The sequence below is a fragment of the Caballeronia sp. SL1002 genome, assembly GCF_057814995.1.
Map to the genome: position 1 here is coordinate 967,726 of NZ_JBYMUW010000005.1, position 21,865 is coordinate 989,590.

Genomic DNA, 21,865 nt, shown 5'->3' on the forward strand with positions numbered 1-21,865 from the left:
CCTCGATAGCAGCCGCCTCCCTAACGCTCGCCTGCTCGTCCGTCTGCGCGTGGCCGGGCTTGCCCGGCGGTTTGACGGTTCGCCCCGGAGGCGGAACCGTCGCTTTTGCACTGCGCACCGTCGACGAAGCGAGCGTTTTTATCCTCGTACCCGGCGCCGCTCTGGCTCTCGACACTCCGGGGGAAGAAGCTGAAACAGTCTGGGCCACTGCCCGTTTCGGCCCATCCGAGCCGTGGTCTGCCGCTTTCTTCCCGCTAGTGTTTTTTGCCATGCGTCTTCACCTGTCGCCTTTTGCCTAATTTCACACGACGGATCGTTTGCCAGGACTACAAAAGACTACAAAGTCCCGGAATCGACCGTCACCGCGCGAACAAACGCTGTACAAGAAAAACAAACTCGAAAAACAACTTGCTGAAAACCTTTAATTGTAGCATGCCGGCCTTACCACGATTTCAGCTATCCCGGCTCACTACCCGCGCCGCCTTTATCTGCGCAGCTTTCGCAGATAAATCGGTAAATTCCGCGATTTCTTCCGGCGTCAGCGCCGATTGCCGCGCCAATTCATCCAGCCGCGCGCGATAACTGTCGTGCCGAAGCTTGACTACCGTCGCCGCAAGCTCCTCCGCGAGCAGTTTCTTCTGCTCTTCAACGCGTTCCGACGCACTTTCGTCTGCCGGATCACGCATCAGGAGATCGCGCACATTTTCATCATAGGCGAGAATTTCCTGGAAGATATCCTCGTAAGTGGGGGCGTTCGCGGCATTTCGCAACAGCACCGAGAGGATTTCGAATTCCGCGCCCTCGCCTAGTTCGCGCGCAAAGCCGACCACTTCGCTGAACAACTCGCCATGCTCCGTCATGGTCACGAGCGTCTGTTCGCTGTCGTGATCGAGACGGGCGGCGATCGCCGGATACATCACGAGATTGCGCAGCGCGCGTTGCTCCTTGCCGGTCACGCGCCGGCGCTCGCTCTTCGGCACCGCCTTGCGGGCGACCGCCGCCGCGCGCGAATCGATATCGCACAGCGCCGCGATCTCGCCAAACGGCGTATCCAGCCGATCCGCCAGCATGTGCAAAATCTGCACGCGCAGTGCGTTGGCCGGCAGCGCCTGCAGCAGCGGCTTTGCGTCGAACAGCGCCTTCGCGCGGCCTTCCGGCTGATCCAGCTCCTTGTCGTTCAGCACTTCGTTCAGCAAAAACTGCGACAACGGCATCGCGCGATCGACCTGCTCGCCGAAACCATCGGTGCCGAACTCGCGCACGTAGCTGTCCGGATCGTGCTCTTTCGGCAGGAACAGAAAGCGGATCGTGCGGTTATCGGCGGCGTGCGGCAGACACGCATCGAGCGCGCGTCGGGCGGCGCGCCGGCCGGCCGAATCGCCGTCGAAACTGAAGATGACAGTATCGGTCTGACGGAACAGCTTCTGCACATGCACGGGCGTACAGGCCGTGCCGAGCGTCGCCACGGCGTTCGCGAAGCCGAGCTGCGCCAGCGCGACGACATCCATATACCCTTCGACGACCAGCGCATAACCCAGTTCGCGAATCGCGAGACGCGCCTCGAACAAGCCGTACAACTCGCTGCCCTTGCTAAATAGAGGCGTTTCCGGCGAATTCAAATACTTCGGCTCGCCGCTATCCAGAATGCGTCCGCCGAAGCCGATCACGCTGCCTTTTACATTGCGGATCGGGAACATGACGCGTTCGCGGAAGCGGTCGTAGCGCCGCGCCTGACCTTGCGAATCGCTCTTTTCGCTGACGATCACGAGTCCCGCCTCGACCAGATTGTCGTTGCGGTAATCGGGAAAGGCGGTTTCGAGGTTCTGCCAGCCGTCCGGCGCATAGCCGAGACCGAAACGTTGCGCGATCTCGCCAGTCAGCCCGCGCTTTTTAAGATACGCGATCGCATTCGGCGCGCCACGCAACTGCTTGCGATAAAAATCGCTGGCGGTCTGCATGACTTCGGTCAACGCGACGCTCACCGCCTTGCTCGGCGAAGGGGAAAAACCTTCGCCACCGCCGCGGAAATTCGACGGTTCCTGCGGCACCGTGAGGCCGCAGCTTTGCGCGAGTTCCTGGACGGCCTCGGGGAACGTCAGGCCGGTGTGTTCCATGAGAAAGCTGATGGCCGTGCCGTGCGCGCCGCAGCCGAAGCAGTGATAGAACTGCTTGGTCGGGCTCACGGTAAACGACGGGCTTTTCTCGTTATGGAACGGGCACAAGCCCATGAAATTCGCGCCGCCCTTTTTCAACTGGACGAAGCGGCCCACCACGTCGACGATATCGACGCGGTTGAGCAGGTCCTGAAGAAACGAGTGCGGGATCAATGCTTTGCGGGCGGAGCGACGTTATTTCGACAACGCGGTCTTCACCAGCGCCGACACCGCCGTCATGTCCGCGCGGCCGGCGAGCTTCGGCTTGAGCATGCCCATCACCTTGCCCATGTCCTGCGGGCCGGCAGCGCCGGTCGCGGCGACCGCGGCCTGCACTTCGGCGGCGATATCGTCCGCCGACAATTGCTCCGGCATATACCCGGCGAGCACGACGAGCTCGGCCTGTTCCTTCGCGACGAGATCGTCGCGGCCAGCCGCCTGGAACTGGCTGATCGAGTCCTTGCGCTGCTTGATCATTTTGTCGATGACGCCCGTGATGGCGGCGTCGTCGAGCGTAATGCGCTCGTCCACCTCGCGCTGCTTGATCGCGGCGAGCAGCAGCCGGACCGTGCCGAGGCGCTCGGTTTCACGGGCACGCATGGCCGCTTTCATGTCGTCGCTGATCTGGTCCTTGAGGCTCATCGTTCACCTGGTGCAAATGCAATTAGAAAATAAAGATAAATCTAACCGCCGTCACGCGCGTAGCGGCGGCGCCGCTAAAGCAAAAACCCGCTTGCGGATCCATCCTCAAGCGGGGCCGTGACCACGGTCGGACTGCTCGCCCGCTCATCCGAAAACCTGTTCCGATGCCGCGAACGTGAGTAGCATTTTTGAAACCGACTTGGATAAAGACGTTCCGCGCGCCGCCGTATTTACCACGGCATCGAAACGCTTATCAACCACCCAGTATAGCAGGTGAAATTGCCGATTTCGAGATTCGCGCCGCTGCCAAACGGTGCACGTTGTCGGCCGCAAACCCTTGCTGGATATGGCGCAGTTCGCATCAATCTGGCGCTGCCGGCGGAATTTCGCGAGCGAACTCGGCTGCGGCGAGTCCCGCCGCGACACCCGACGCCCACGCCCACTGAAAGTTGTATCCGCCAAGCCACCCAGTCACATCGACCGACTCGCCGATGAAATAGAGACCCGGCACGCGCGCGCTCATCATCGTGGTGGAGGAAAGCTCGCGCGTGTCCACGCCGCCGCGCGTTACTTCGGCTTTGCGATAACCCTCGGTGCCGTCGGGCGTGAGCGTCCAGCGCGACAGCGATTCGCCGAGCGTTTTTAGCGTGCGGTCCGGCAGATCGGCAAGACGTGCGTCGGATGCGACGCGCTGCACGTCGAGCCACGTTTGCGCGAGCCTCGCGGGCACGCGCTCGGCCAGAAAATTGCCGATCTGCCGCTTCGATCCAGCTTTTGCCGCGAGCAATTCGGCGACGGTATCGACGCCCGGCAACAAGTTGATGTGCACCGGCTCGGAAGGATTCCAGTAGCTCGAAATCTGCAGCACGCCGGGCCCCGACAAGCCGCGATGGGTGAGCAGCAGGTCTTCCGCGAACTCGCCGCGCGCCTTGCCGCGCCCGGTTGCAAGTTCCACTTCGAGCGACAAACCGGACAACGCCGCGAACGGCGTCCAGTCGGCGGCGGCAAAGGTCAGCGGAACGAGCGCCGGACGCGTATCGATCAATTTGTGGCCGAACTGCTTCGCCACCCGATACCCAAAATCGGTCGCACCGATCTTCGGGATCGACAGGCCGCCGGTCGCGATCACGAGCGCGGCGGCGTCGATCTGGCCGCCGCTCGTATCGAGCGCGAAACGTTCGCCTTCGCGGCGAATCTGCTCGACCGTCACCGGACGCCGCCACGCCACGCCGCCCGCGTCGCATTCGCGCCGAAGCATCTCGATAATCGATTCGCTGGAGTCGTCGCAGAAAAGCTGGCCTTTGTGCTTCTCGTGCCAGCTCACGCGATGCTGCTTGAGCAAGCCGAGAAAATCGCGCGGCGTGTAGCGCGCGAGCGCCGAGCGGCAAAAATGCGGATTCGCGGACAGGAAATTGCCCGGCCCGGCGTTGATATTCGTAAAGTTGCAGCGGCCGCCGCCCGAAATGCGGATTTTCTCGGCGAGCCGCGCGGCGTGGTCGATCAGCACCACGCGGCGGCCGTTCTGGGCGGCGACGGCCGCGCACATCATGCCGGCCGCGCCCGCGCCGATCACGGCGATGTCGAAGGATTTCATGGCGCGCATTGTACCGGCGTGGGGGCGTGCGAGCTTGCAGGGGCGCGGCGCGCGAGCCTCGCGCGCCTGCGTCCGCGTCCGGTCGCGCACGAAGCCCGCTGTTATAATTTCATGTTCCCCTCAAGCCCCGAAAGCCACCGCCATGCTCGTTCTCGGCATCGAAAGCTCCTGCGATGAAACCGGTCTCGCGCTCTACGACACCGAGCGCGGCCTGCTGTCGCACGCGCTGCATTCGCAAATTGCGATGCATCGCGAATATGGCGGCGTCGTGCCCGAACTCGCGTCGCGCGATCACATCCGGCGCGCGCTGCCGCTCCTCGAACAGGTGATGGCGGAAGCCGGCGCCACGCGCGGCGATATCGACGCGATTGCGTACACGCAGGGTCCGGGCCTCGCGGGCGCACTGCTGGTGGGCGCGAGTGTCGCCAATTCGCTCGCGATGGCATGGGACAAGCCGACGGTCGGGATTCATCATCTGGAAGGCCATTTGCTCTCGCCCCTTTTGGTGGACGCGCCGCCGCCATTTCCGTTCGTCGCGCTCCTGGTGTCGGGCGGCCACACGCAATTGATGCGCGTGACCGACGTCGGCGTGTACGAAACGCTTGGCGAAACGCTCGACGACGCCGCCGGCGAAGCCTTCGACAAAACCGCCAAACTGCTCGGCCTGGGTTATCCGGGCGGCCCGGAAGTGTCGCGGCTCGCCGAATTCGGCACGCCCGGCGCGGTGACGCTGCCGCGCCCGATGCTCCATTCCGGCGATCTCGACTTCAGCTTTAGCGGCCTGAAAACCGCCGTGCTGACGCAAAGCCGCAAGCTCGGCGCGAATATCTGCGAGCAGTCGAAGGCGGATCTGGCGCGCGGTTTCGTCGATGCAGCCGTCGATGTGCTGACCGCGAAATCGGTCGCGGCGCTTAAAAAGACGGGCCTGAACCGGCTCGTGGTGGCGGGTGGCGTCGGCGCGAACCGGCAGTTGCGCGACGCGTTGTCGGCGGCGGCGAAGAAGCGCCGCTTCCACGTCCACTATCCCGATCTGTCGCTGTGTACCGACAACGGCGCGATGATCGCGCTCGCCGGTGCGCTGCGTCTCGCGCGCTGGCCCGAGCAGGCCGTCCGCGACTACGCGTTCACCGTCAAGCCGCGCTGGGACCTGGCCTCGCTCGCCGGCGCGTGAATTTCAGTTCGGCGGACTGAACGCCTGCACCGCGCCCTGGAACGCGGGAAGCGACTCGCAACGGTCGGAATGCGCGATCAGCGTCGGCCAGCGCGTCGGCGAGAACACGTCCGGATGCGCCTCGCGCGCAAAGCGCAGCGCGCAGCCGACAGCGATATCGGCGTGACCGGGCGTGTCGCCGAACCACCACGACGTGGCACGCTCCGCCCGATCGGCTTCGAGCGCGTCGAGTGCGCCCTGCAACTGCCGCTGGCAACGCTCCACCCACATCTGCGATTTCTCCGCGTGCAGCGCCCGCTCGTACACCAGCGCGACGGCTTTATCGGCGAGACCGGTGGCGAGCGCGCACACCTTGAGCGCCCGCCGCCGCGACTCGCCGCGTTCGGGCAAGAGCGCGCGGTCCGGTCCGGCTTGTTCATCGAGATAATCCAGAATCAGCGCGCTTTCGATCAGCGTTTCGCCCGAATCCAGCACCAAAATCGGCACGCGGACGAGCGGATTGAACGGCGTGACTTTCTCGACATCGCCGAAAACCGAGAGCGGCTGCTGCTCGAACGGCATGCCGTAAAGCGTCAACGCGACGGCGACACGCCGCACGAAAGGCGAATCGTACTGGCCGATCAAAATCACGATAAAACTCCGCTTCTCTCTTGGGGAACGAAAATTTTAACGGCGTCCCGGCTTCGGAAACAACGGATAGGCGCACAGCGCACACGCGGCGGCGACCAGCCAGACCGTCGCCCACGATCCGGCGGCGAGCACGTGGGGAATGGCCATCGGCGTCACGAAAAGGCCGATATAGACCGCCGAATTCGCCATGCCGAGCGCGGTGCCGGCGCGCGCCGTTCCCGCGAGCGTCGCGAGTTCCGTGTAGGCGACGCCGTGCCACGCCGAGACGCAGATTCCCGCCGCGGCCAGGATCGCCATCAGCCACGCAGCACTCGCGTGCTGCCTGCCCGCAAGCGCGACCGTCACGGCCAGCGCGACGAAACCGGCGACGGCGACCAGCGCCGAGCCGCGCAGATAACCGCGCCGGTTGCCGCGCTGGTCGGTAAACCGGCCGCTCCAGACACGCATCACCATCGCGCCCGCCTGAATCGCGACCATCGTGACCGTGATCCCGCCAATTCCCGCGTGCGCGAAATCGTGGAGGAACACGGTCGCGAAGGTCAGCACGGCGAATTGCGGCACGCACAGCACGCCGATCGCCGCCACGATCCGCCACACCTGCGCATCGCCGAGCGGTCCGCCCTTTGACGCAACCGGATTTTCCGCGTGGAACGGCGCTTCGCGCAACCAGCGCCACGCGAAGAACGCCGAGACGGCGCACATCGCGGCGAGCACGCCGAACACCGAGGCGAACCCGCGCGATGCCGCCAGCCACGGCAAGATCAGCGCGCCCAAGCCGCCGCCGAGCGGCACGGCGGTCTGCCGGATGCTCATCGCGAGGCCGCGCTCGCCTTCGCGAAACCACGCCATCACCGCCCGTCCGCTCGATCCGTTGACGCTCCCGCCGAGCAGTCCGGCCAGCGCCATCGCAAAAATCAGCCATCCGAGGGCGGACGCGCCGGGCGTCAAGCCGACCGCCATCGCGGCAAGCACGGCGGCGGTGCCGAGCAGGCCGGAAATCAGCACGGGACGGTCGCCCCAGCGGTCGGTGAGCATGCCCCACGGCAATTCGGACACCGCCACGCCCAGCCCGATTGCACCGAGCACGACACCGAGTTCGGCGTTGCTCAGGTGATAAGCCGTTCGCATCCAGACGGCGGTGGTCGGGATCCCAGCCGCCGCCGCCGAGAAGCTGGCATTGGCCGCGACACCCGCGCCGAGCACTTTCCAGCGATGCGACGCCGCGTCCGCGCCGCGCCAGATAAGAGGTTGAGTTGTCATTGCATGCACTCCGGGATTGAACCGGTTCAGTGTGCCGCCTTGACATCGTTCGGAATATCAGAAAATATTAAACCCATCATTCGATAAAACAGGACGGTTGAACGCCATGAGCCACGTTACTTTCGACCTCGCCGTGCTCCGCAGTTTTGTCGCGGGAATGGATTTGGGAAGTTTCGCGAAGGCGGCGGATCGCGTGGGCCGATCGACGTCTGCCGTGAGCGCGCAAATCCGCAAGCTGGAAGAGCAAGCCGGAACGCCACTGTTCCGCAAGTCGGGACGCGGATTGGCGCTGACGGAATCCGGCGAGACGATGCTCGCCTACGCGCGGCGTCTGGTCGAATTAAACGACGAAGCCGCCGTCGCCGTGCGCGGCGTCGATCTGGAAGGCTGGGTTCGGCTCGGTCTTCAGGAAGATTTCGGCGAGGCGTTTTTGCCGCAAGTGCTCGGCCGATTTGCGCGCGCGCATCCGAAAGTGCGGATCGAGGCACGGGTCGCGCGCAATGCCGATCTGCTCGAACGCGTCGCCGCGAACCAACTCGATCTGGCGCTCGTGTGGGGCGGCGACGGGCTCGTCGGCGTGGGCCCGGCGGAACGTCTCGCGATGCCGTCGATGTGCTGGATCGGCGCGTCCAATCGGCCGCTTCCCTTCGATACCGCCGAGCCGCTGCCGCTCGTCGCGTTCGATCGCCAGTGTCTTTTCCACACGGCGGCGACGGCGGCGCTGGATCGCGCGGGAATCGCGTGGCGCGTGGCGTTCACGAGTCCGAGCCTGTCCGGTTTATGGGCGGCGGCGGCGGCCGGCCTCGGCGTGACGGTGCGCACGCGCTTCGGTTTGCCTGCGAGTGTCGAGCCGCTCGACGACCGCGCGCTCCCCGCGCTGCCCGCCATTCCGCTCGCGCTGCATCGATCGACCGCGACGTCCACGCCGCCGGTCGATCGACTGGCCGCGATTCTCATCGAAGCGGTGCGCGGCGAACCTGCGCCGTGGGAACGCGCGGCGGCATGAAAAAAGGCCGATCGGAGATCGGCCTTTTCACACGCGGCGTGAGCAATAAGCACTACGCGCTGCGTTTGTCACGCTCGATCACGGCATACGCGCTGTGATTGTGGATCGACTCGAAGTTCTCGGCCTCCAGCACATACGCGGCGATGCGCGTGTCGGCGTTCAGGCGCGTGGCGACGTCGCGCACGAGATCCTCGACGAATTTCGGATTTTCGTACGCGCGCTCGGTCACGAATTTTTCGTCCGGGCGCTTGAGCAAACCCCAAAGCTCGCACGACGCTTCTTCTTCCGCGATCCGGATCAGGTCTTCCACCGGCACGTCGGCCGCGAGTTCGGCGGCGATCGTGACGTGCGAGCGCTGATTGTGCGCGCCGTATTGCGAGATCTTCTTCGAGCACGGGCACAGGCTCGTCACCGGCACCAGCACCTTGAGCCAAAGCCGCGTCTCGCCGCCGCGCAATTCGCCGGTCAGCGTCACTTCGTAGTCGAGCAGGCTTTGCACGCCCGACACCGGCGCGGTTTTCATCACGAAGTACGGAAACGACACTTCGATCCGCCCCGCTTCCGCTTCCAGTTTCTCAAGCATCGCAGCAAGCATCGCGCCGAACGCGGCCGGATCGAGCGGCGCGCGATGTTCGTCGAGCAGCGCGACGAAACGCGACATGTGCGTGCCTTTTTGATCGGCGGGAAGATGAACGTCGAGATTCCACACGCCGACGCTCGGCTGCAACTCGCCGCCCGCCGTGCGCACGGTCAGCGGATGGCGCACTGCCTTGACGCCGACGCGCTGGATCGGGATTTGCCGCGTATCGGGCGAGCTTTGCACGTCGGGCATCGCAAACGCGGGATTCATCTGATTCATTTCTTCATTCCTTATTCACCGCGCCCACAGCCGGGTCCGAGCGGCGTCGAAAGCCAAATAGACCCGGCACGATGCACGCGCGGGTCGTAAAAATCAATGTCACAGCCGATATGACCGACATGGCCCACTTCCCCGGCGCGCCAGGCCGACTTCGATGAAAAGCGCTTAGGCGACGCGCTTGCTGAGTTTGCTGGATGCCACGCCGCTGGCTTCAGCGGGCGCGAGAAAGCGTTCGCGGATCGAACGGGCGATGCCCGCGCCATCGAGGCCGCAGCCCGCGAGCAGCTTGACCGGATCGCCGTGATCGATGAAAACGTCGGGCAAACCGAGTTGCAGCACCGGTTTCACGACCGCGTTCGCGAGCAGCGATTCGACGCACGCCGAACCCGCGCCGCCCATGATCGACCCTTCCTCGACCGTGACCAGCGCGTCGTGCGTCGCGGCGAGTTCGCGGAGCAGTTCGGCGTCGATCGGCTTCACGAAACGCATATTGGCGACCGTCGCGTCCAGTTCCTCGGCGGCTGCGAGCGCGGGCGCGACCATCGTGCCGAACGCCAGAATGGCGATCCGGCAGCCCGAGCCGAGCTTTTGCGACGATTCGCGTCGAATTTCGCCCTTTCCAAGCGGAATCGCAGTCATTTTCTTGACCGTGGCAACGCCCGTCCCGGCGCCGCGCGGATAACGGACCGCCGTCGGATTCGGTTGCTGGAGCGCGGTGTACAGCATCTGGCGGCATTCGTTTTCGTCGGATGCGGCCATCACCGTCATGTTCGGGATGCAGCGCAGGAACGCGAGATCGTAATTGCCCGCGTGCGTCGCGCCGTCCGCGCCGACCAGACCGGCACGGTCGATGGCGAACACGACCGGCAGGTTTTGCAGCGCGACGTCGTGAATCAACTGGTCGTAGCCGCGCTGCAGGAACGTGGAATAGATCGCGACGACCGGCTTCATGCCGTCGGCGGCGAGACCGCCCGCGAACGTCACCGCGTGCTGCTCGGCGATGCCGACGTCGAAATAACGGTCGGGGAAACGCTTCTCGAACTCGACCATGCCGGAACCTTCGCGCATCGCCGGCGTAATGCCGACCACCCGCGAGTCCTGCTCGGCCGCGTCGCACAGCCATTCGCCGAATACCTGCGTGTAGGTTTTCTTCGACGGCGCCGTGGACGGCTTGATGCCTTCGGCCGGATTGAACTTGCCGGGGCCGTGATACAGCACCGGATCGGCCTCGGCCAGCTTGTACCCCTGGCCCTTTTTCGTCACGACGTGCAGGAATTGCGGACCGCGCAGTTCCTTGATGTTTTGCAGCGTCGGAATAAGCGAATCGAGATCGTGCCCGTCGATCGGACCGATGTAATTAAAGCCGAATTCCTCGAACAGCGTGGCCGGCACGATCATGCCCTTCGCGTGCTCTTCGAGCTTGCGGGCGAGATCGAGCATCGGCGGGGCGACGCGCAGCACGCGCTCGACGCCCGCGCGCGCGGCGGCGTAGAAGCGGCCGGACATCAGTCGCGCCAGATGGCGATTCAGCGCGCCGACGGGCGGCGAGATCGACATGTCGTTGTCGTTCAGGATGACGAGGAGCGGCACGTCGTCTTCGACACCCGCGTTGTTCATCGCCTCGAACGCCATGCCGGCGGTCATCGCGCCGTCGCCGATCACCGCGATCGAAAAGCGGTTGTCGCCCTGCAATTTGCTCGCGATCGCCATGCCGAGCGCGGCCGAAATCGAGGTGCTCGAATGCGCGGTGCCGAACGTGTCGTAAGGCGATTCGCTGCGGCGCGGGAAGCCGGAAATGCCGCCGGCCTGGCGCAGCGAATGCATCTGGTCGCGGCGGCCGGTCAGGATTTTGTGCGGATAAGTCTGATGGCCGACGTCCCAGACGATGCGATCGTCGGGCGTGTCGAATACGTAATGCAGCGCGATCGTCAGTTCGACCGTGCCGAGATTCGACGACAGGTGACCGCCCGTCTGCGAGACGCTGTCGAGCACGTAGGCCCGCAGTTCATCGGCAAGCGGTTGCAGTTCGCGGCGATCCAGGGCGCGGAGAGCGGCCGGATCGTCGATTTTTTTCAGCAAGTCGTACATCGTCGTTCCATTTTAGGAAATCTGGCGCGTGGCCGCCATCTCAGCGGATTTCGCGCATTCAGCGTTCAATGCACCCGGTTCACGACCAGGTCTGCAAGCTCGGCCAGGCGCTGTGCGCGCGAGCCGAAGGGTTCGAGCGCGGCGTGCGCGTCGCGGCGCAAGTGAGCCGCCAGTTCGCGCGATGCGTCCAGCCCGATGATCGAAACATACGTGGGCTTGTCGTCCTTCGCGTCTTTCCCGGCGGTTTTGCCGAGCGTCGCGGAGTCGGCGGTGACGTCCAGAATGTCGTCCACCACCTGAAATGCCAGCCCGACCGCCGCCGAGTACGCGTCGAGCGCCGCGAGCGCCGCGGCGTCGGGCGTCGATCCCGCCAGCGCGCCCATGCGCACCGAAGCGCGCAGCAACGCGCCGGTCTTTTTCCGATGCATCGTTTCGAGCTCCGGCCGCGTCAGCTTACGGCCGACGCTGTCCAGGTCGATCGCCTGACCGCCCGCCATGCCGAGCGAGCCGCTCGCCACCGCCAGTTCGCGCACGAGCGCGGCCTGCTGCGTCGCGTCGAGCGCTCCGTTCGCGTCCGTCAGCGCGACAAACGCCTGCGACTGCAACGCATCGCCGACGAGCAGTGCCGTCGGTTCGTCATATTGCACGTGTACCGTGGGCTTTCCGCGACGCAACGCGTCGTCGTCCATTGCGGGCATGTCGTCATGCACGAGCGAGTACACGTGGATCATTTCCAGCGCGGCACTCGCGGCTTCGAGCGCCCGCGCGCTCGCGCCCGTCAACTCGCCGGCCGCGTGGCACAGGAGCGGACGCACGCGCTTGCCGCCGCCGAGCACGGCGTAGCGCATCGCTTCGTGCAGCTTGACCGGCGCGACGTCCGCGCCCGGCAAATAGTGATCGAGTGCGGTTTCGACGCGATCGAGCACGCCGCGCATCCATATATCGAATGTCATAGGTCGTCTCCCGCGGGGCCGTCTTGCGCCAAGCGCGCGACATCGGCGGGCAGGTTCTTGAGCGTTTCGCCGTCGAGGACGCGCACTTGCTGCTCGACTTTTTCGAGTTGCTGCTGGCAAAAGCCTACGAGCGACGCGCCCCGGCGGTACGCCGCGAGCGATTCCTCAAGGGACAGCGCGCCGCCTTCCATACGCGCGACAAGTCCTTCGAGCTCTGCCAGCGCCGCTTCATAGTTCTCTGGAAGCGGCGCGCCGTCCGTGCTGGCGGCAGCTTCCTGCGTTGCGGTTTTCGCCATGAATCGTTGGTCTGGAATCGAATTTTGGGAACAAGTCGCACATTCTACGGCAAAAGCCGGTTTTCCGACCTCCACCCTGCCCCGACCCTTTGCTGCGGCCCTTTCCCGCCGCACCCCGTTTTCTCTCAAGTTCTTGCCCACGTCTTAAACCTGTCCGAAAACGACGCTAAAAAGCCGGAACTAGCCGCTGGAAATTGACCCAAAACAAGGCTTTAGCGCCCCGGGAAAGGGGTTTTGGGTATAATCGCGGGCTCCCTAAATCGAATTTTCGATGGTTGGGTTGTTCACTGCTTTCACGTCTTCACGGGAGTGGGAATGTCCAATCTGAGCAATGCATTGCAGTTGAATTCTGTTCACAGCCAGCTGCCAGTCACGGCTTACTTTGACGAAGCGCTTCTTACGCGCGAAATCGAAACACTTTTCAAGCAAGGTCCGCGGTATATCGGGCACGAGCTCATGGTTCCCGAGACGGGAAACTATTTCGCGCTTCCAGGCGAAGGCGAAGGGCGTCTGCTCGTCCGTAGCAAGGATTCGCAGCAGCAGTCGCAGATCGAACTGCTGTCGAATGTCTGCCGTCACCGGCAGGCCATCATGCTGAACGGGCGCGGCCGCGCGGACAATATCGTCTGCCCGCTGCACCGCTGGACCTACGATCTGAACGGACAATTGCTCGGCGCGCCCCATTTCGCCGATAAACCGTGCCTGAATCTAGGCTCCACGCCACTGCAAAACTGGCAAGGATTGCTGTTCGAGGCTGAAGGCCGCAACGTCGCGGCGGATCTCGCGCGCCTCGGCACGGCGAAGCATTTCGACTTTTCGGGCTTCATGTTCGATCACGTCGAAGTCCACGAGTGCGACTACAACTGGAAGTCCTTCATCGAGGTTTATCTGGAGGATTACCACGTCGCGCCGTTCCATCCGGGCCTCGGCAGCTTCGTGTCCTGCGACGACCTGACCTGGGAATTCGGCGACTGGTACAGCGTCCAGACCGTTGGCGTTCACAAGAATCTGGAAAAGCCGGGTAGCCCGACGTATCGGAAATGGCACGATGAAGTGCTGAAATTCCGTGGCGGAAAGCCGCCCGAATTCGGCGCGATCTGGATGGTGTATTACCCCGGTCTCATGATCGAGTGGTATCCGCACGTGCTCGTTGTTTCGTGGCTCATTCCGCGCGGCACGCAGAAAACTACGAATATCGTCGAGTTTTATTATCCCGAGGAAATTGCGCTGTTCGAGCGTGAGTTTATCGAGGCGGAGCGCGCTGCCTATATGGAAACGGCGCGCGAAGACGACGAAATCGCCGAGCGCATGGACGCCGGACGGCGCGCGCTGATGTCGCGCGGCGAATCGCAAGTCGGGCCGTATCAAAGTCCGATGGAATCCGGCATGCAGCACTTCCACGAGTTTTTGCGGAAACAGCTTGGCGAGATTTAAGGCCGAACAGCCTTGGACGGCCAGACAGACAGCGGAAAGACGGGCTTCGGCCCGTCTTTTTTTGTTTAGACTAGGCGTTTCGGCCAGCTTGATCGAGCGTCAAAAACAAGCGATAACAAACACGTCCCGCCGTCTTCCGCGTCCACGAAGCCCGCGCGGCCCTTATCTGGAGCAGTCATGCCACACACTCACTACACCACGCTAATTTCCGCCGCCAATCTGGCGGAGCGCCTCGCCGCCGCGCCCGGCAGCGTGCTCGTTTTCGATTGCCGTTTCGATCTCGCCGCACCCGATGCGGGCGAAGCCGCGTACCGCGCCGGGCATCTGCCGGGCGCGCATTATCTGCATCTCGACCGCGATCTTTCCGGCGCGAAGACGGGTAAAAACGGGCGGCATCCGTTGCCGGATCGGGTGGCGCTCGTCGAAACGCTTGCTGAGTTCGGCTTGACCGAAGGGCGTCAAGTCGTCGCCTACGACGCGCAAGGTGGCATGTACGCCGCGCGGCTCTGGTGGTTGCTGCGCTGGATCGGTCACGATTCGGTTGCGCTGCTCGACGGCGGACTGCATGCGTGGGAAGCGGCGGGCCAAGCGCTCGAAACCGATGTTCCCGCTAAAACGCCCGGCGATTTCAAGCCCGGCGCGCCGCTTTCGGTGACGATCGACGCGCAGGCCGTCGAGCGCAATCTGACGACGCGCGAACGGCTGTTGATCGACGCGCGCGCGGCTGATCGGTATCGCGGTGAAAATGAAACGCTCGATGCGGTCGGCGGCCACATTCCGGGCGCGCTGAACCGCTTTTTCAAGGACAACCTGACCGCCGATGGCCGTTTCAAGACCGCGCACGAGCTGCGCGAGACGTTCGCGGCGCTGCTCGGCGCGACGCCGCCGGACCGCGTGGTGCTGCAATGCGGCTCCGGCGTGACGGCGTGCCATAACGCGCTGGCGATGGAAATCGCCGGATTTCACGGCGCGGCGCTGTATTCAGGATCGTGGAGCGAGTGGTGCTCGGATCCGGCTCGCCCCGTGACGACCGGCGCCACGCCCTGACGCGTTTTATTTCACGCCGTGTTCCTTGAACCACGCAAGGGCGCGGCGCCAGCCGTCCTCGGCGTCTTCTTTGCGATAACTCGGCCGGTAATCGGCGAAAAAGGCATGCGGCGCGTCGTCGTAGACCACGAACTGCGAACTGCGCCCGACGGCCGGGCCGCTCGCGATCGCGGTCTTCATCTGCGCGATCGTGTCTTGCGGAATGCTTGGATCCTGCTTGCCGTATAGGCCGAGCACGGGCGCCTTGAGATCGGCGACGAGATCGAGCGGATTTTGCGGCGTGTTCGCCGTCTTGTTGCCGACGAGCCGCCCGTACCAAGCCACCGCCGCCTTCACGCGCGGATTGTGCTCGGCATACAGCCACGTGATGCGCCCGCCCCAGCAAAAGCCCGTCACGCCCAGCCGGTTCAGGTCGCCGCCGTGCTCGCCGGCCCACGTGACCGTTGCGTCGATGTCCGAAATCACTTGCGAATCCGGTACTTTCGAGACGAGTTGATCGTTGAGTTGCTGAATGCTCGGATAGACCGATGCGTCGCCTTCCCGCGTGTACAGATCCGGCGCGATCGCCAGATAACCGAGCTTGGCGAAGCGCCGGCAGACATCGGCAATATGCTCGTGGACGCCGAAAATCTCATGCACCACGATAATCACCGGCAGCTTCGTGCGGCCTTTCGGCTGTGCGCGATACGCCGGGACAAGCGTGCCGTCCGCCGCATGAACGCCGATCGCGCCGGCCTCCAGCCCGTCGCTATCGGTATGAATGGTTTGCGCGGAAACCGGCAGCACGGCGGCCGCGAAACCGGTGCCGAACGCGGCTTTGATGAAGGTGCGTCGGTTGAACGGAACGTGCGGGATCAGGCTGTCTACATCAGGCGTAAGCATGCGAGGCTCCTGCGGCTAAAGCGCCGCGACGATGCGAATCGATCAAGCCGCGCGGGTCATGCGCGGCGCGGCCATGAATGGGTGCTGCGGCGCGGCTTGAGTTGCTTGGGCTCCCGAGCCGCGCCGAGCCTGCCCATTCTAAACAGCTTTGCGCTGGTCACGGAGGTGGGGTACGGGCGGGGCGGCCGTGGTCGGGTACTAACACGGGGCTTCGGTTCGGGTTCGCGTTCGGGTTCGCGTGCACCGTCTGGTTGGCTTGCGCTTTTCGGGGAACTTGCTTTCGTGTAGGTTTATTAGCACGCCGCTATGCGCGGCAGCAGTCACTTTCTTTGCTGCTGCAAAGAAAGTAACCAAAGAAAGCAGCTTATCCGCCTAAATGTCCACCTCGAATAACCACGCGGATAGGCACGCAAGCTGATTCGGCTGTCACGCGCATAACCGGATTGGCACAGCACCTGTCAGTTCCGTCCTCGCTGCGCTCGCACGACCGGCACAACAGAAACCGGTGGTCGGTGGTCGGTGGTCGGTGGTCGGTGGTCGGTGGTCGGTGGTCGGTGGTCGGTGGTCGGTGGTCGGTGGTCGGTGGTCGGTTTGGTTTCTCGGTTATGCCTTACCGGCAGGCACTTCGTGCCTGCCGGGATGAATGAGCGGCTCCACTTTGTTGTGTGGAGCGATGGCCGAATCAGCTTGCGCACCACTCCCAGAAACCGTTCGTGGTGGACACTTAGACGGTCACGCTGCTTTCTTTGGTTACTTTCTTTGCAGCAGCAAAGAAAGTGACTGCCGCCGCGCATAGCGGCGTGCTAATAGACCTACACGAAAGCAAGTTCCCAAGAGCGCCTAGTAACCAAAGCAACAACAAGCGTAAGCAAGACCCACCCGCGGCAAAAAACCCAACACCGCTTAAACCTCAGTGCAACTTAACCCGCGGCGCGGTAGACCGCCGCAGCCAGTGCGCAAACGTATCGAGGACCATGCGCGGATACCCATGCAGCGCCGCGATATGCAACCGGTACAACGACATGTACATAAACCGCGCAAACAACCCTTCGATCAGCATATTCCCGCCGATCAACCCGCCCATCAGGCTGCCGACCGCGCTGTAATGCCCGAGCGAGACCAGCGATCCGAAATCGCGATACGTATACTCCGGCAACGGTTTACCGTCCATCCGGCGTTCGAGCGCGCGCAGCAGAAAACTCGCTTGCTGATGCGCGGCCTGCGCGCGCGGCGGCACATTGCGCTCGTTGCCCGGCCACGGACAGGCGGCGCAATCGCCGAGGGCGAACACGTTGTCGTCGATTTCGGTTTGCAGCGTGCGGCGGACGATCAACTGGCCGAGCCGGTTCGTCGTCAGGCCGTCGAGTGTCGCCAGCACCGCCGGCGCCTTGATGCCCGCCGCCCACACCGTCAGATCGGCGCGCACGGTCTTGCCGCTCGCCGTGCGGATCGAATCGCGCGAGACTTCCGCGACCGTTTCGCCGGTCATCAGTTCGACGCCCAGTTTCGTAAGCAAATCGGCGGTTGCCGTCGATACACGCTCCTGCAACGCGGGCAGAATGCGCGGCCCGGCCTCGATCAGCGCAATGCCGATATCGTGGCGCGGATCCAGTTTGTGCAGCCCGTAAGCGGCCAGCACCTGCGCCGTATTGCGCAATTCCGCCGACAACTCCACGCCCGTCGCGCCGCCGCCGACAATCGCGACCTGAATGCGCGGCAAGCGCGGCGCGCCTTCCACGACGGCATCCGGCGTGCGGTATTCCGCGCGGATGCACGCGGCAATCAGGCGCTTGCGGAACAGTTCGGCCTGCGACACGGTATCGAGCGCGATCGAATTTTCCTGCGCGCCCTGCACGCCGAAAAAGTGCGTCGTGCTGCCAATGGCGATCACCAGTGTGTCGTATTCCAGATCGCGCTGCGGCACGAGTTCGCCGGCTTCTTCGTCGAGCAGCGGGCCGATCGTCACGCGTTTCGCCGCGCGGTCGAGGTTCAGCAATTCGCCCTGCTGGAACTCGAAACCGTGCCAGCGCGCCTGCGCCGCGTATTCGAGCTCCTGCGTGAACGGGTCCATGCTGCCCGCCGCCACTTCGTGCAGCAGCGGCTTCCAGATATGCGTGGGATTGCGGTCGATCAGGGTGACCTGCACGCGCGGCGTCTTCTTGCCGTCCGTCGCGCCGAACTTGTCGCCGAGACGCGTGGCGAGTTCAACGCCGCCCGCGCCTCCTCCAACGATGATGAAACGATGCATTCAGCTTCTCCCTATGTCGTTATCGTAAGCGTTGGCGCGCGTGTCCGAATCGCGCGCCCCGTCAATGCGCTTCCTCCCAGTTCGCGCCCGCGCCGACTTCCGCGACGAGCGGCACCTTGAGCGCCGCCACGCCGCACATCAGTTCTGGCAGACGCTGGCGAACTTCGCTGAGTTCGTCTTCGGGCACTTCGAGCACGAGTTCATCGTGGACCTGCATGATCATCTTCGTCTTCATGTCCGACGCTTCGAGCCAGTCCTGCACCGCGATCATCGAAAGCTTGATGAGATCGGCCGCCGTGCCCTGCATCGGCGCGTTGATCGCCGCGCGTTCGGCGCCCTGACGGCGCGGCCCGTTGCCGCCGTTGATCTCCGGCAGCCAGAGGCGCCGGCCGAACACGGTCTCGACGAAACCGTCGCGCTTCGCCTTCGTGCGTGTGCCTTCCATATACGCCGCGACGCCCGGATAACGCGCGAAATAGCGGTCGATATAAAGCTTCGCCGCGTCGCGCGTGATGCCGAGATTCGACGCCAGACCGAACGCGCTCATGCCGTAGATCAAGCCAAAATTGATGACCTTCGCGATGCGCCGCTGATCGCTCGATACCTCGATCGGCGTGACGCTGAAAATTTCCGACGCGGTCGCGCGGTGCACGTCCTCGCCCTGCGCGAACGCGCGCATCAGCGACGCGTCGCCCGAAATGTGCGCCATGATGCGCAGCTCGATTTGCGAGTAATCCGCCGATACGATCTTCGCGCCCGGCGGCGCGATGAACGCCTCGCGAATGCGCCGGCCTTCCGCCGTGCGCACCGGGATATTCTGCAGATTCGGCTCGTTCGACGACAGCCGCCCGGTCACCGCCACGGCCTGCGCGTAGTTCGTATGCACGCGGCCCGTCGCCACGTTGACCATGCGCGGAAGCTTGTCGGTGTACGTGGACTTCAGCTTCGACAAGCCGCGGTGTTCGAGCAGGATCTTCGGCAGCGGATAGTCTTCCGCGAGCTTTTGCAGGACTTCTTCGTCGGTGGACGGCGCGCCGCTCGGCGTTTTCTTGACCACCGGCAGTTGCAGCTTCTCGAAGAAAATCTGGCCGATCTGCTTCGGCGACCCGAGGTTGAATTCGCCCTCCGCGAGCACGTACGCCTCGGTTTCGAGTTCGATCAAACGCGCCGCGATCTGCGTGCTCTGCGCACGCAGTTTCTCGCCGTCGATCAGCACGCCGTTACGCTCGATCTTGCGCAGCACGCGCGCGGTCGGCATTTCGATATCGCGGTACACGTGCAGCAGCCCGGTCTCGTCGGCGACTTGCGGATAGAGCGCCTGATGCAAACGCAGCGTGATGTCGGCGTCCTCCGCCGCGTAGGCCGCGGCCTGTTCGAGCGCGACTTCGTCGAAGCCGATTTGCGACGCGCCCTTGCCCGCCACTTCCTCGTACTTGATCGTCTTCACGCCGAGGTGGCGCAGCGCGAGATTGTCCATGTCGTGCGGACGATGCGACTCCAGCACGTAGGATTGCAGGAGCGTGTCGTGCGCGACGCCATCGAGCGTAATGCCGTAATTGGCGAGCACCTGTGCGTCGTATTTCAGATGCTGGCCGACCTTCTTCTTCGACGGATCTTCGAGCCACGCCTTCAACTTCGCGAGCACTTCGTCGCGCGGCAACTGAACGGGCGCGTCCGGCCCGCGATGCGCGACCGGAATATACGCGGCGTGTCCCGGCTCGACCGACACCGACAACCCCACGAGTTGCGCGACCATCGGATCGAGCGACGTGGTTTCGGTATCGAACGCGGTCAGTTCGGCGGCGTCGATTCTCGCGAGCCACGCGTCGAACTGTTCCCAGTTCTGCACCGTCTCGTAGTGATGGACGATATCCGTCGCGGGTGCGGGCGGCGTATCGACGGGGCCTTCCACCGCGTCCGCGATCTCCACTTCGCGCAGCCAGGTCTTGAAACCGTGCCGCGTGAACAGGTCGCGCAATTCGTCGCGCGCTTCGGGACGGCTCGGCAGGGTTTCGTCGATGGACACGATTTGCGCCGCCAGATCGCATTCGGTGCGCACGGTCACGAGTTTTCGCGCCATCGGCAGGAAATCGAGCGCACGTCGCAGATTGTCTCCTACCGCACCTTTGATCTCGTCCGCGTGTGCGACGATGCCATCAAGCGAATCGAATTGCGTCAGCCATTTGAGTGCGGTTTTCGGACCGCATTTATCGACGCCCGGCACGTTGTCCACCGTGTCGCCGATGAGCGAAAGGTAATCGACGATCCGCTCCGGCGGCACGCCGAACTTGGCAATGACGCCCGCGCGATCGAGCGTCTCGTTGGTCATCGTATTGATGAGGGTGACATGATCGGTCACGAGCTGTGCCAAATCCTTGTCGCCCGTCGAGACGATGACTTTCATTCCACGCTTCTCGCCCGCGACGGCGAGTGTTCCGATCACGTCGTCGGCCTCGACGCCTTCGATCATGACGAGCGGCCAGCCGAGCGCGCGCACGGTCACGTGAATGGGCTCGATCTGACGCGAGAGATCGTCCGGCATGGACGGGCGGTTAGCCTTATAGTCGGGATACCAGTCGTCGCGAAACGTCTTGCCTTTGGCGTCGAATATGCACGCGCTATACTCTGCATTGATCTCGCGCCGCAAACGGCGCAGCATGTTGATCATGCCATACAGCGCGCCGGTTGGGCCGCCGTCTGGGCCACGCAGGTCGGGCATCGCGTGATAGGCCCGGTACAAATAGCTAGAACCGTCGACCAATAGCAGGGTCTTACCTTCAAGGTTTAGTTCTTCAGGCATTATGAACAAGAGAAAAGTGATTCCGAGTCTGCGATCGCTCGCAGATCAAGAGCGCGCGACGGCCAAAAAGGCTCGCGCATCGTGGCAGATGTTCACGATTATGGCAGAGTTTATCGAGGCGACCGAGTACCTCTCGGAGATCCGTCCGGCCATCAGCATCTATGGCTCGGCGCGGCTCAAACCGGAGTCGCCTTACTACAAACTCGCCATCGAGATTGCGCAGAAATTCTCCGATGCGGGCTTCGCCGTCATCTCCGGCGGCGGTCCCGGCATCATGGAAGCGGCCAATAAAGGCGCGCATGCGGGCAAGTCTCCTTCGGTCGGCCTGAACATCGAGTTGCCGCACGAGCAGTCGGGCAATCAGTGGCAGGACATTTCGCTGCGCTTCCGGCACTTCTTCACGCGCAAGGTCACGTTCGTGAAGAACTCGGATGCCGTGGTGGTGATGCCCGGCGGCTTCGGCACGCTCGACGAAATGGCCGAAGTGCTCACGCTCATCCAGACCAAGAAGTCGCGCCATGTGCCGATCGTGCTCGTCGGCGCGGACTTTTGGGCGGGGCTGCTCGCGTGGTTCAAGGACACGCTCGTGCCGACCGGCGTGATCAGCGCGAAAGATTTGGACCTGATGCAGGTGATCGACGATCCCGATCTCGTGCTCGACGCGGTGCTGAAGTGGTACGAAGACCGCGAAGATGCGGGCGAGCAGCCGGCTGAAGGCAAGTCGGACGAAGACCGCATGTTCTATCTGTAAGCGGTTGGCGATTTAAAAAGAGCGGCCTTTCGAGGCCGCTTTTTTTTTGGC

Annotated in this window: 17 protein-coding genes; 5 read left to right on the forward strand and 12 right to left on the reverse strand. The window is 63.6% G+C overall.

Going from position 1 to position 21,865, the window contains the following annotated elements; genetic code table 11:
• Positions 1–452 precede the first annotated feature (452 nt).
• The 3 genes from dnaG to AC3D25_RS28735 form a co-directional block, all read right to left on the reverse strand.
• Positions 453–2,327 (reverse strand): DNA primase, encoded by a 1,875-nt coding sequence (gene dnaG / locus AC3D25_RS28725; protein WP_488891868.1) that lies wholly within the window; start codon positions 2,325–2,327, stop codon positions 453–455.
• A gap of 21 nt (positions 2,328–2,348) precedes the next feature.
• Complete coding sequence (locus tag AC3D25_RS28730) at positions 2,349–2,795, reverse strand: GatB/YqeY domain-containing protein (RefSeq protein ID WP_488891869.1); 447 nt, start codon at positions 2,793–2,795, stop codon at positions 2,349–2,351.
• Positions 2,796–3,156: 361 nt separating this feature from the next.
• Positions 3,157–4,389: a BaiN/RdsA family NAD(P)/FAD-dependent oxidoreductase gene (locus tag AC3D25_RS28735; protein WP_488891870.1), complete on the reverse strand. Its 1,233-nt coding sequence runs from the start codon at positions 4,387–4,389 to the stop codon at positions 3,157–3,159.
• A gap of 142 nt (positions 4,390–4,531) precedes the next feature.
• Here AC3D25_RS28735 and tsaD point away from each other — a divergent pair, with 142 nt between their 5' ends.
• The gene (gene tsaD / locus AC3D25_RS28740) at positions 4,532–5,560 is read left to right on the forward strand and encodes a tRNA (adenosine(37)-N6)-threonylcarbamoyltransferase complex transferase subunit TsaD (RefSeq protein ID WP_488891871.1); all 1,029 of its coding nucleotides are present in this window, start codon (positions 4,532–4,534) and stop codon (positions 5,558–5,560) included.
• A gap of 3 nt (positions 5,561–5,563) precedes the next feature.
• On the opposite strand, the gene AC3D25_RS28745 is transcribed toward tsaD, so the two are convergent.
• Together AC3D25_RS28745 and AC3D25_RS28750 are read right to left on the reverse strand one after the other, a co-directional pair.
• Positions 5,564–6,190: a glutathione S-transferase family protein gene (locus tag AC3D25_RS28745; protein WP_488891872.1), complete on the reverse strand. Its 627-nt coding sequence runs from the start codon at positions 6,188–6,190 to the stop codon at positions 5,564–5,566.
• A gap of 36 nt (positions 6,191–6,226) precedes the next feature.
• Positions 6,227–7,450 carry an MFS transporter gene (locus AC3D25_RS28750; RefSeq protein WP_488891873.1) on the reverse strand — a complete coding sequence of 408 codons (1,224 nt, stop codon included), beginning with the start codon at positions 7,448–7,450 and terminating at the stop codon, positions 6,227–6,229.
• A 106-nt stretch (positions 7,451–7,556) separates the two neighbouring features.
• On the opposite strand from AC3D25_RS28750, the gene AC3D25_RS28755 reads away from it, so the two are divergent.
• Positions 7,557–8,456 (forward strand): LysR substrate-binding domain-containing protein, encoded by a 900-nt coding sequence (locus tag AC3D25_RS28755; protein ID WP_488891874.1) that lies wholly within the window; start codon positions 7,557–7,559, stop codon positions 8,454–8,456.
• A 52-nt stretch (positions 8,457–8,508) separates the two neighbouring features.
• On the opposite strand, the gene folE2 is transcribed toward AC3D25_RS28755, so the two are convergent.
• The 4 genes from folE2 to AC3D25_RS28775 form a co-directional block, all read right to left on the reverse strand.
• Positions 8,509–9,315, reverse strand: coding sequence for a GTP cyclohydrolase FolE2 (gene folE2, locus AC3D25_RS28760; RefSeq protein WP_488891875.1), 807 nt, complete (start codon positions 9,313–9,315; stop codon positions 8,509–8,511).
• 165 nt (positions 9,316–9,480) lie between these two features.
• Positions 9,481–11,403: a 1-deoxy-D-xylulose-5-phosphate synthase gene (dxs, locus tag AC3D25_RS28765; protein ID WP_488891876.1), complete on the reverse strand. Its 1,923-nt coding sequence runs from the start codon at positions 11,401–11,403 to the stop codon at positions 9,481–9,483.
• 65 nt (positions 11,404–11,468) lie between these two features.
• Positions 11,469–12,356, reverse strand: coding sequence for a polyprenyl synthetase family protein (locus tag AC3D25_RS28770; RefSeq protein ID WP_488891877.1), 888 nt, complete (start codon positions 12,354–12,356; stop codon positions 11,469–11,471).
• Complete coding sequence (locus AC3D25_RS28775) at positions 12,353–12,652, reverse strand: exodeoxyribonuclease VII small subunit (protein WP_488891878.1); 300 nt, start codon at positions 12,650–12,652, stop codon at positions 12,353–12,355. Before AC3D25_RS28775 ends, AC3D25_RS28770 begins: the two co-directional genes overlap by 4 nt.
• Positions 12,653–12,967: 315 nt before the next feature.
• Between AC3D25_RS28775 and AC3D25_RS28780 the strand changes: the two genes are divergently transcribed.
• Both AC3D25_RS28780 and AC3D25_RS28785 read left to right on the forward strand, forming a co-directional pair.
• Entirely contained in the window at positions 12,968–14,086 is a 1,119-nt protein-coding gene (locus AC3D25_RS28780) for an aromatic ring-hydroxylating oxygenase subunit alpha (protein ID WP_488891879.1), read from the forward strand.
• Positions 14,087–14,263: 177 nt separating this feature from the next.
• The gene (locus AC3D25_RS28785) at positions 14,264–15,133 is read left to right on the forward strand and encodes a sulfurtransferase (RefSeq protein WP_488891880.1); all 870 of its coding nucleotides are present in this window, start codon (positions 14,264–14,266) and stop codon (positions 15,131–15,133) included.
• Between the two features lie 6 nt (positions 15,134–15,139).
• On the opposite strand, the gene AC3D25_RS28790 is transcribed toward AC3D25_RS28785, so the two are convergent.
• From AC3D25_RS28790 to polA, 3 genes are all read right to left on the reverse strand, one after another.
• The gene (locus AC3D25_RS28790; protein ID WP_488891881.1) at positions 15,140–16,015 is read right to left on the reverse strand and encodes a dienelactone hydrolase family protein; all 876 of its coding nucleotides are present in this window, start codon (positions 16,013–16,015) and stop codon (positions 15,140–15,142) included.
• Positions 16,016–16,925: 910 nt separating this feature from the next.
• Positions 16,926–18,263 carry an NAD(P)/FAD-dependent oxidoreductase gene (locus AC3D25_RS28795; RefSeq protein WP_488891882.1) on the reverse strand — a complete coding sequence of 446 codons (1,338 nt, stop codon included), beginning with the start codon at positions 18,261–18,263 and terminating at the stop codon, positions 16,926–16,928.
• A gap of 61 nt (positions 18,264–18,324) precedes the next feature.
• Positions 18,325–21,063 (reverse strand): DNA polymerase I, encoded by a 2,739-nt coding sequence (gene polA / locus AC3D25_RS28800; protein WP_488891883.1) that lies wholly within the window; start codon positions 21,061–21,063, stop codon positions 18,325–18,327.
• 1 nt (position 21,064) lies between these two features.
• Between polA and AC3D25_RS28805 the strand changes: the two genes are divergently transcribed.
• On the forward strand, positions 21,065–21,814 hold the full coding sequence (locus AC3D25_RS28805) for an LOG family protein (RefSeq protein ID WP_488891884.1): 750 nt from the start codon (positions 21,065–21,067) through the stop codon (positions 21,812–21,814).
• Positions 21,815–21,865: the final 51 nt, after the last annotated feature.

Excerpts from the sequence above, each read along its gene's own strand:
- AC3D25_RS28730 (WP_488891869.1), bottom strand. The coding sequence starts at position 2,795 with ATGAGCCTCAAGGACCAGATCAGCGACGACATGAAAGCGGCCATGCGT.
- AC3D25_RS28735 (WP_488891870.1), bottom strand. The coding sequence starts at position 4,389 with ATGAAATCCTTCGACATCGCCGTGATCGGCGCGGGCGCGGCCGGCATG.
- tsaD (WP_488891871.1), top strand. The coding sequence starts at position 4,532 with ATGCTCGTTCTCGGCATCGAAAGCTCCTGCGATGAAACCGGTCTCGCG.
- AC3D25_RS28750 (WP_488891873.1), bottom strand. The coding sequence starts at position 7,450 with ATGACAACTCAACCTCTTATCTGGCGCGGCGCGGACGCGGCGTCGCAT.
- AC3D25_RS28755 (WP_488891874.1), top strand. The coding sequence starts at position 7,557 with ATGAGCCACGTTACTTTCGACCTCGCCGTGCTCCGCAGTTTTGTCGCG.
- folE2 (WP_488891875.1), bottom strand. The coding sequence starts at position 9,315 with ATGAATCAGATGAATCCCGCGTTTGCGATGCCCGACGTGCAAAGCTCG.
- dxs (WP_488891876.1), bottom strand. The coding sequence starts at position 11,403 with ATGTACGACTTGCTGAAAAAAATCGACGATCCGGCCGCTCTCCGCGCC.
- AC3D25_RS28770 (WP_488891877.1), bottom strand. The coding sequence starts at position 12,356 with ATGACATTCGATATATGGATGCGCGGCGTGCTCGATCGCGTCGAAACC.
- AC3D25_RS28775 (WP_488891878.1), bottom strand. The coding sequence starts at position 12,652 with ATGGCGAAAACCGCAACGCAGGAAGCTGCCGCCAGCACGGACGGCGCG.
- AC3D25_RS28780 (WP_488891879.1), top strand. The coding sequence starts at position 12,968 with ATGTCCAATCTGAGCAATGCATTGCAGTTGAATTCTGTTCACAGCCAG.
- AC3D25_RS28785 (WP_488891880.1), top strand. The coding sequence starts at position 14,264 with ATGCCACACACTCACTACACCACGCTAATTTCCGCCGCCAATCTGGCG.
- AC3D25_RS28790 (WP_488891881.1), bottom strand. The coding sequence starts at position 16,015 with ATGCTTACGCCTGATGTAGACAGCCTGATCCCGCACGTTCCGTTCAAC.
- AC3D25_RS28795 (WP_488891882.1), bottom strand. The coding sequence starts at position 18,263 with ATGCATCGTTTCATCATCGTTGGAGGAGGCGCGGGCGGCGTTGAACTC.
- polA (WP_488891883.1), bottom strand. The coding sequence starts at position 21,063 with ATGCCTGAAGAACTAAACCTTGAAGGTAAGACCCTGCTATTGGTCGAC.
- AC3D25_RS28805 (WP_488891884.1), top strand. The coding sequence starts at position 21,065 with ATGAACAAGAGAAAAGTGATTCCGAGTCTGCGATCGCTCGCAGATCAA.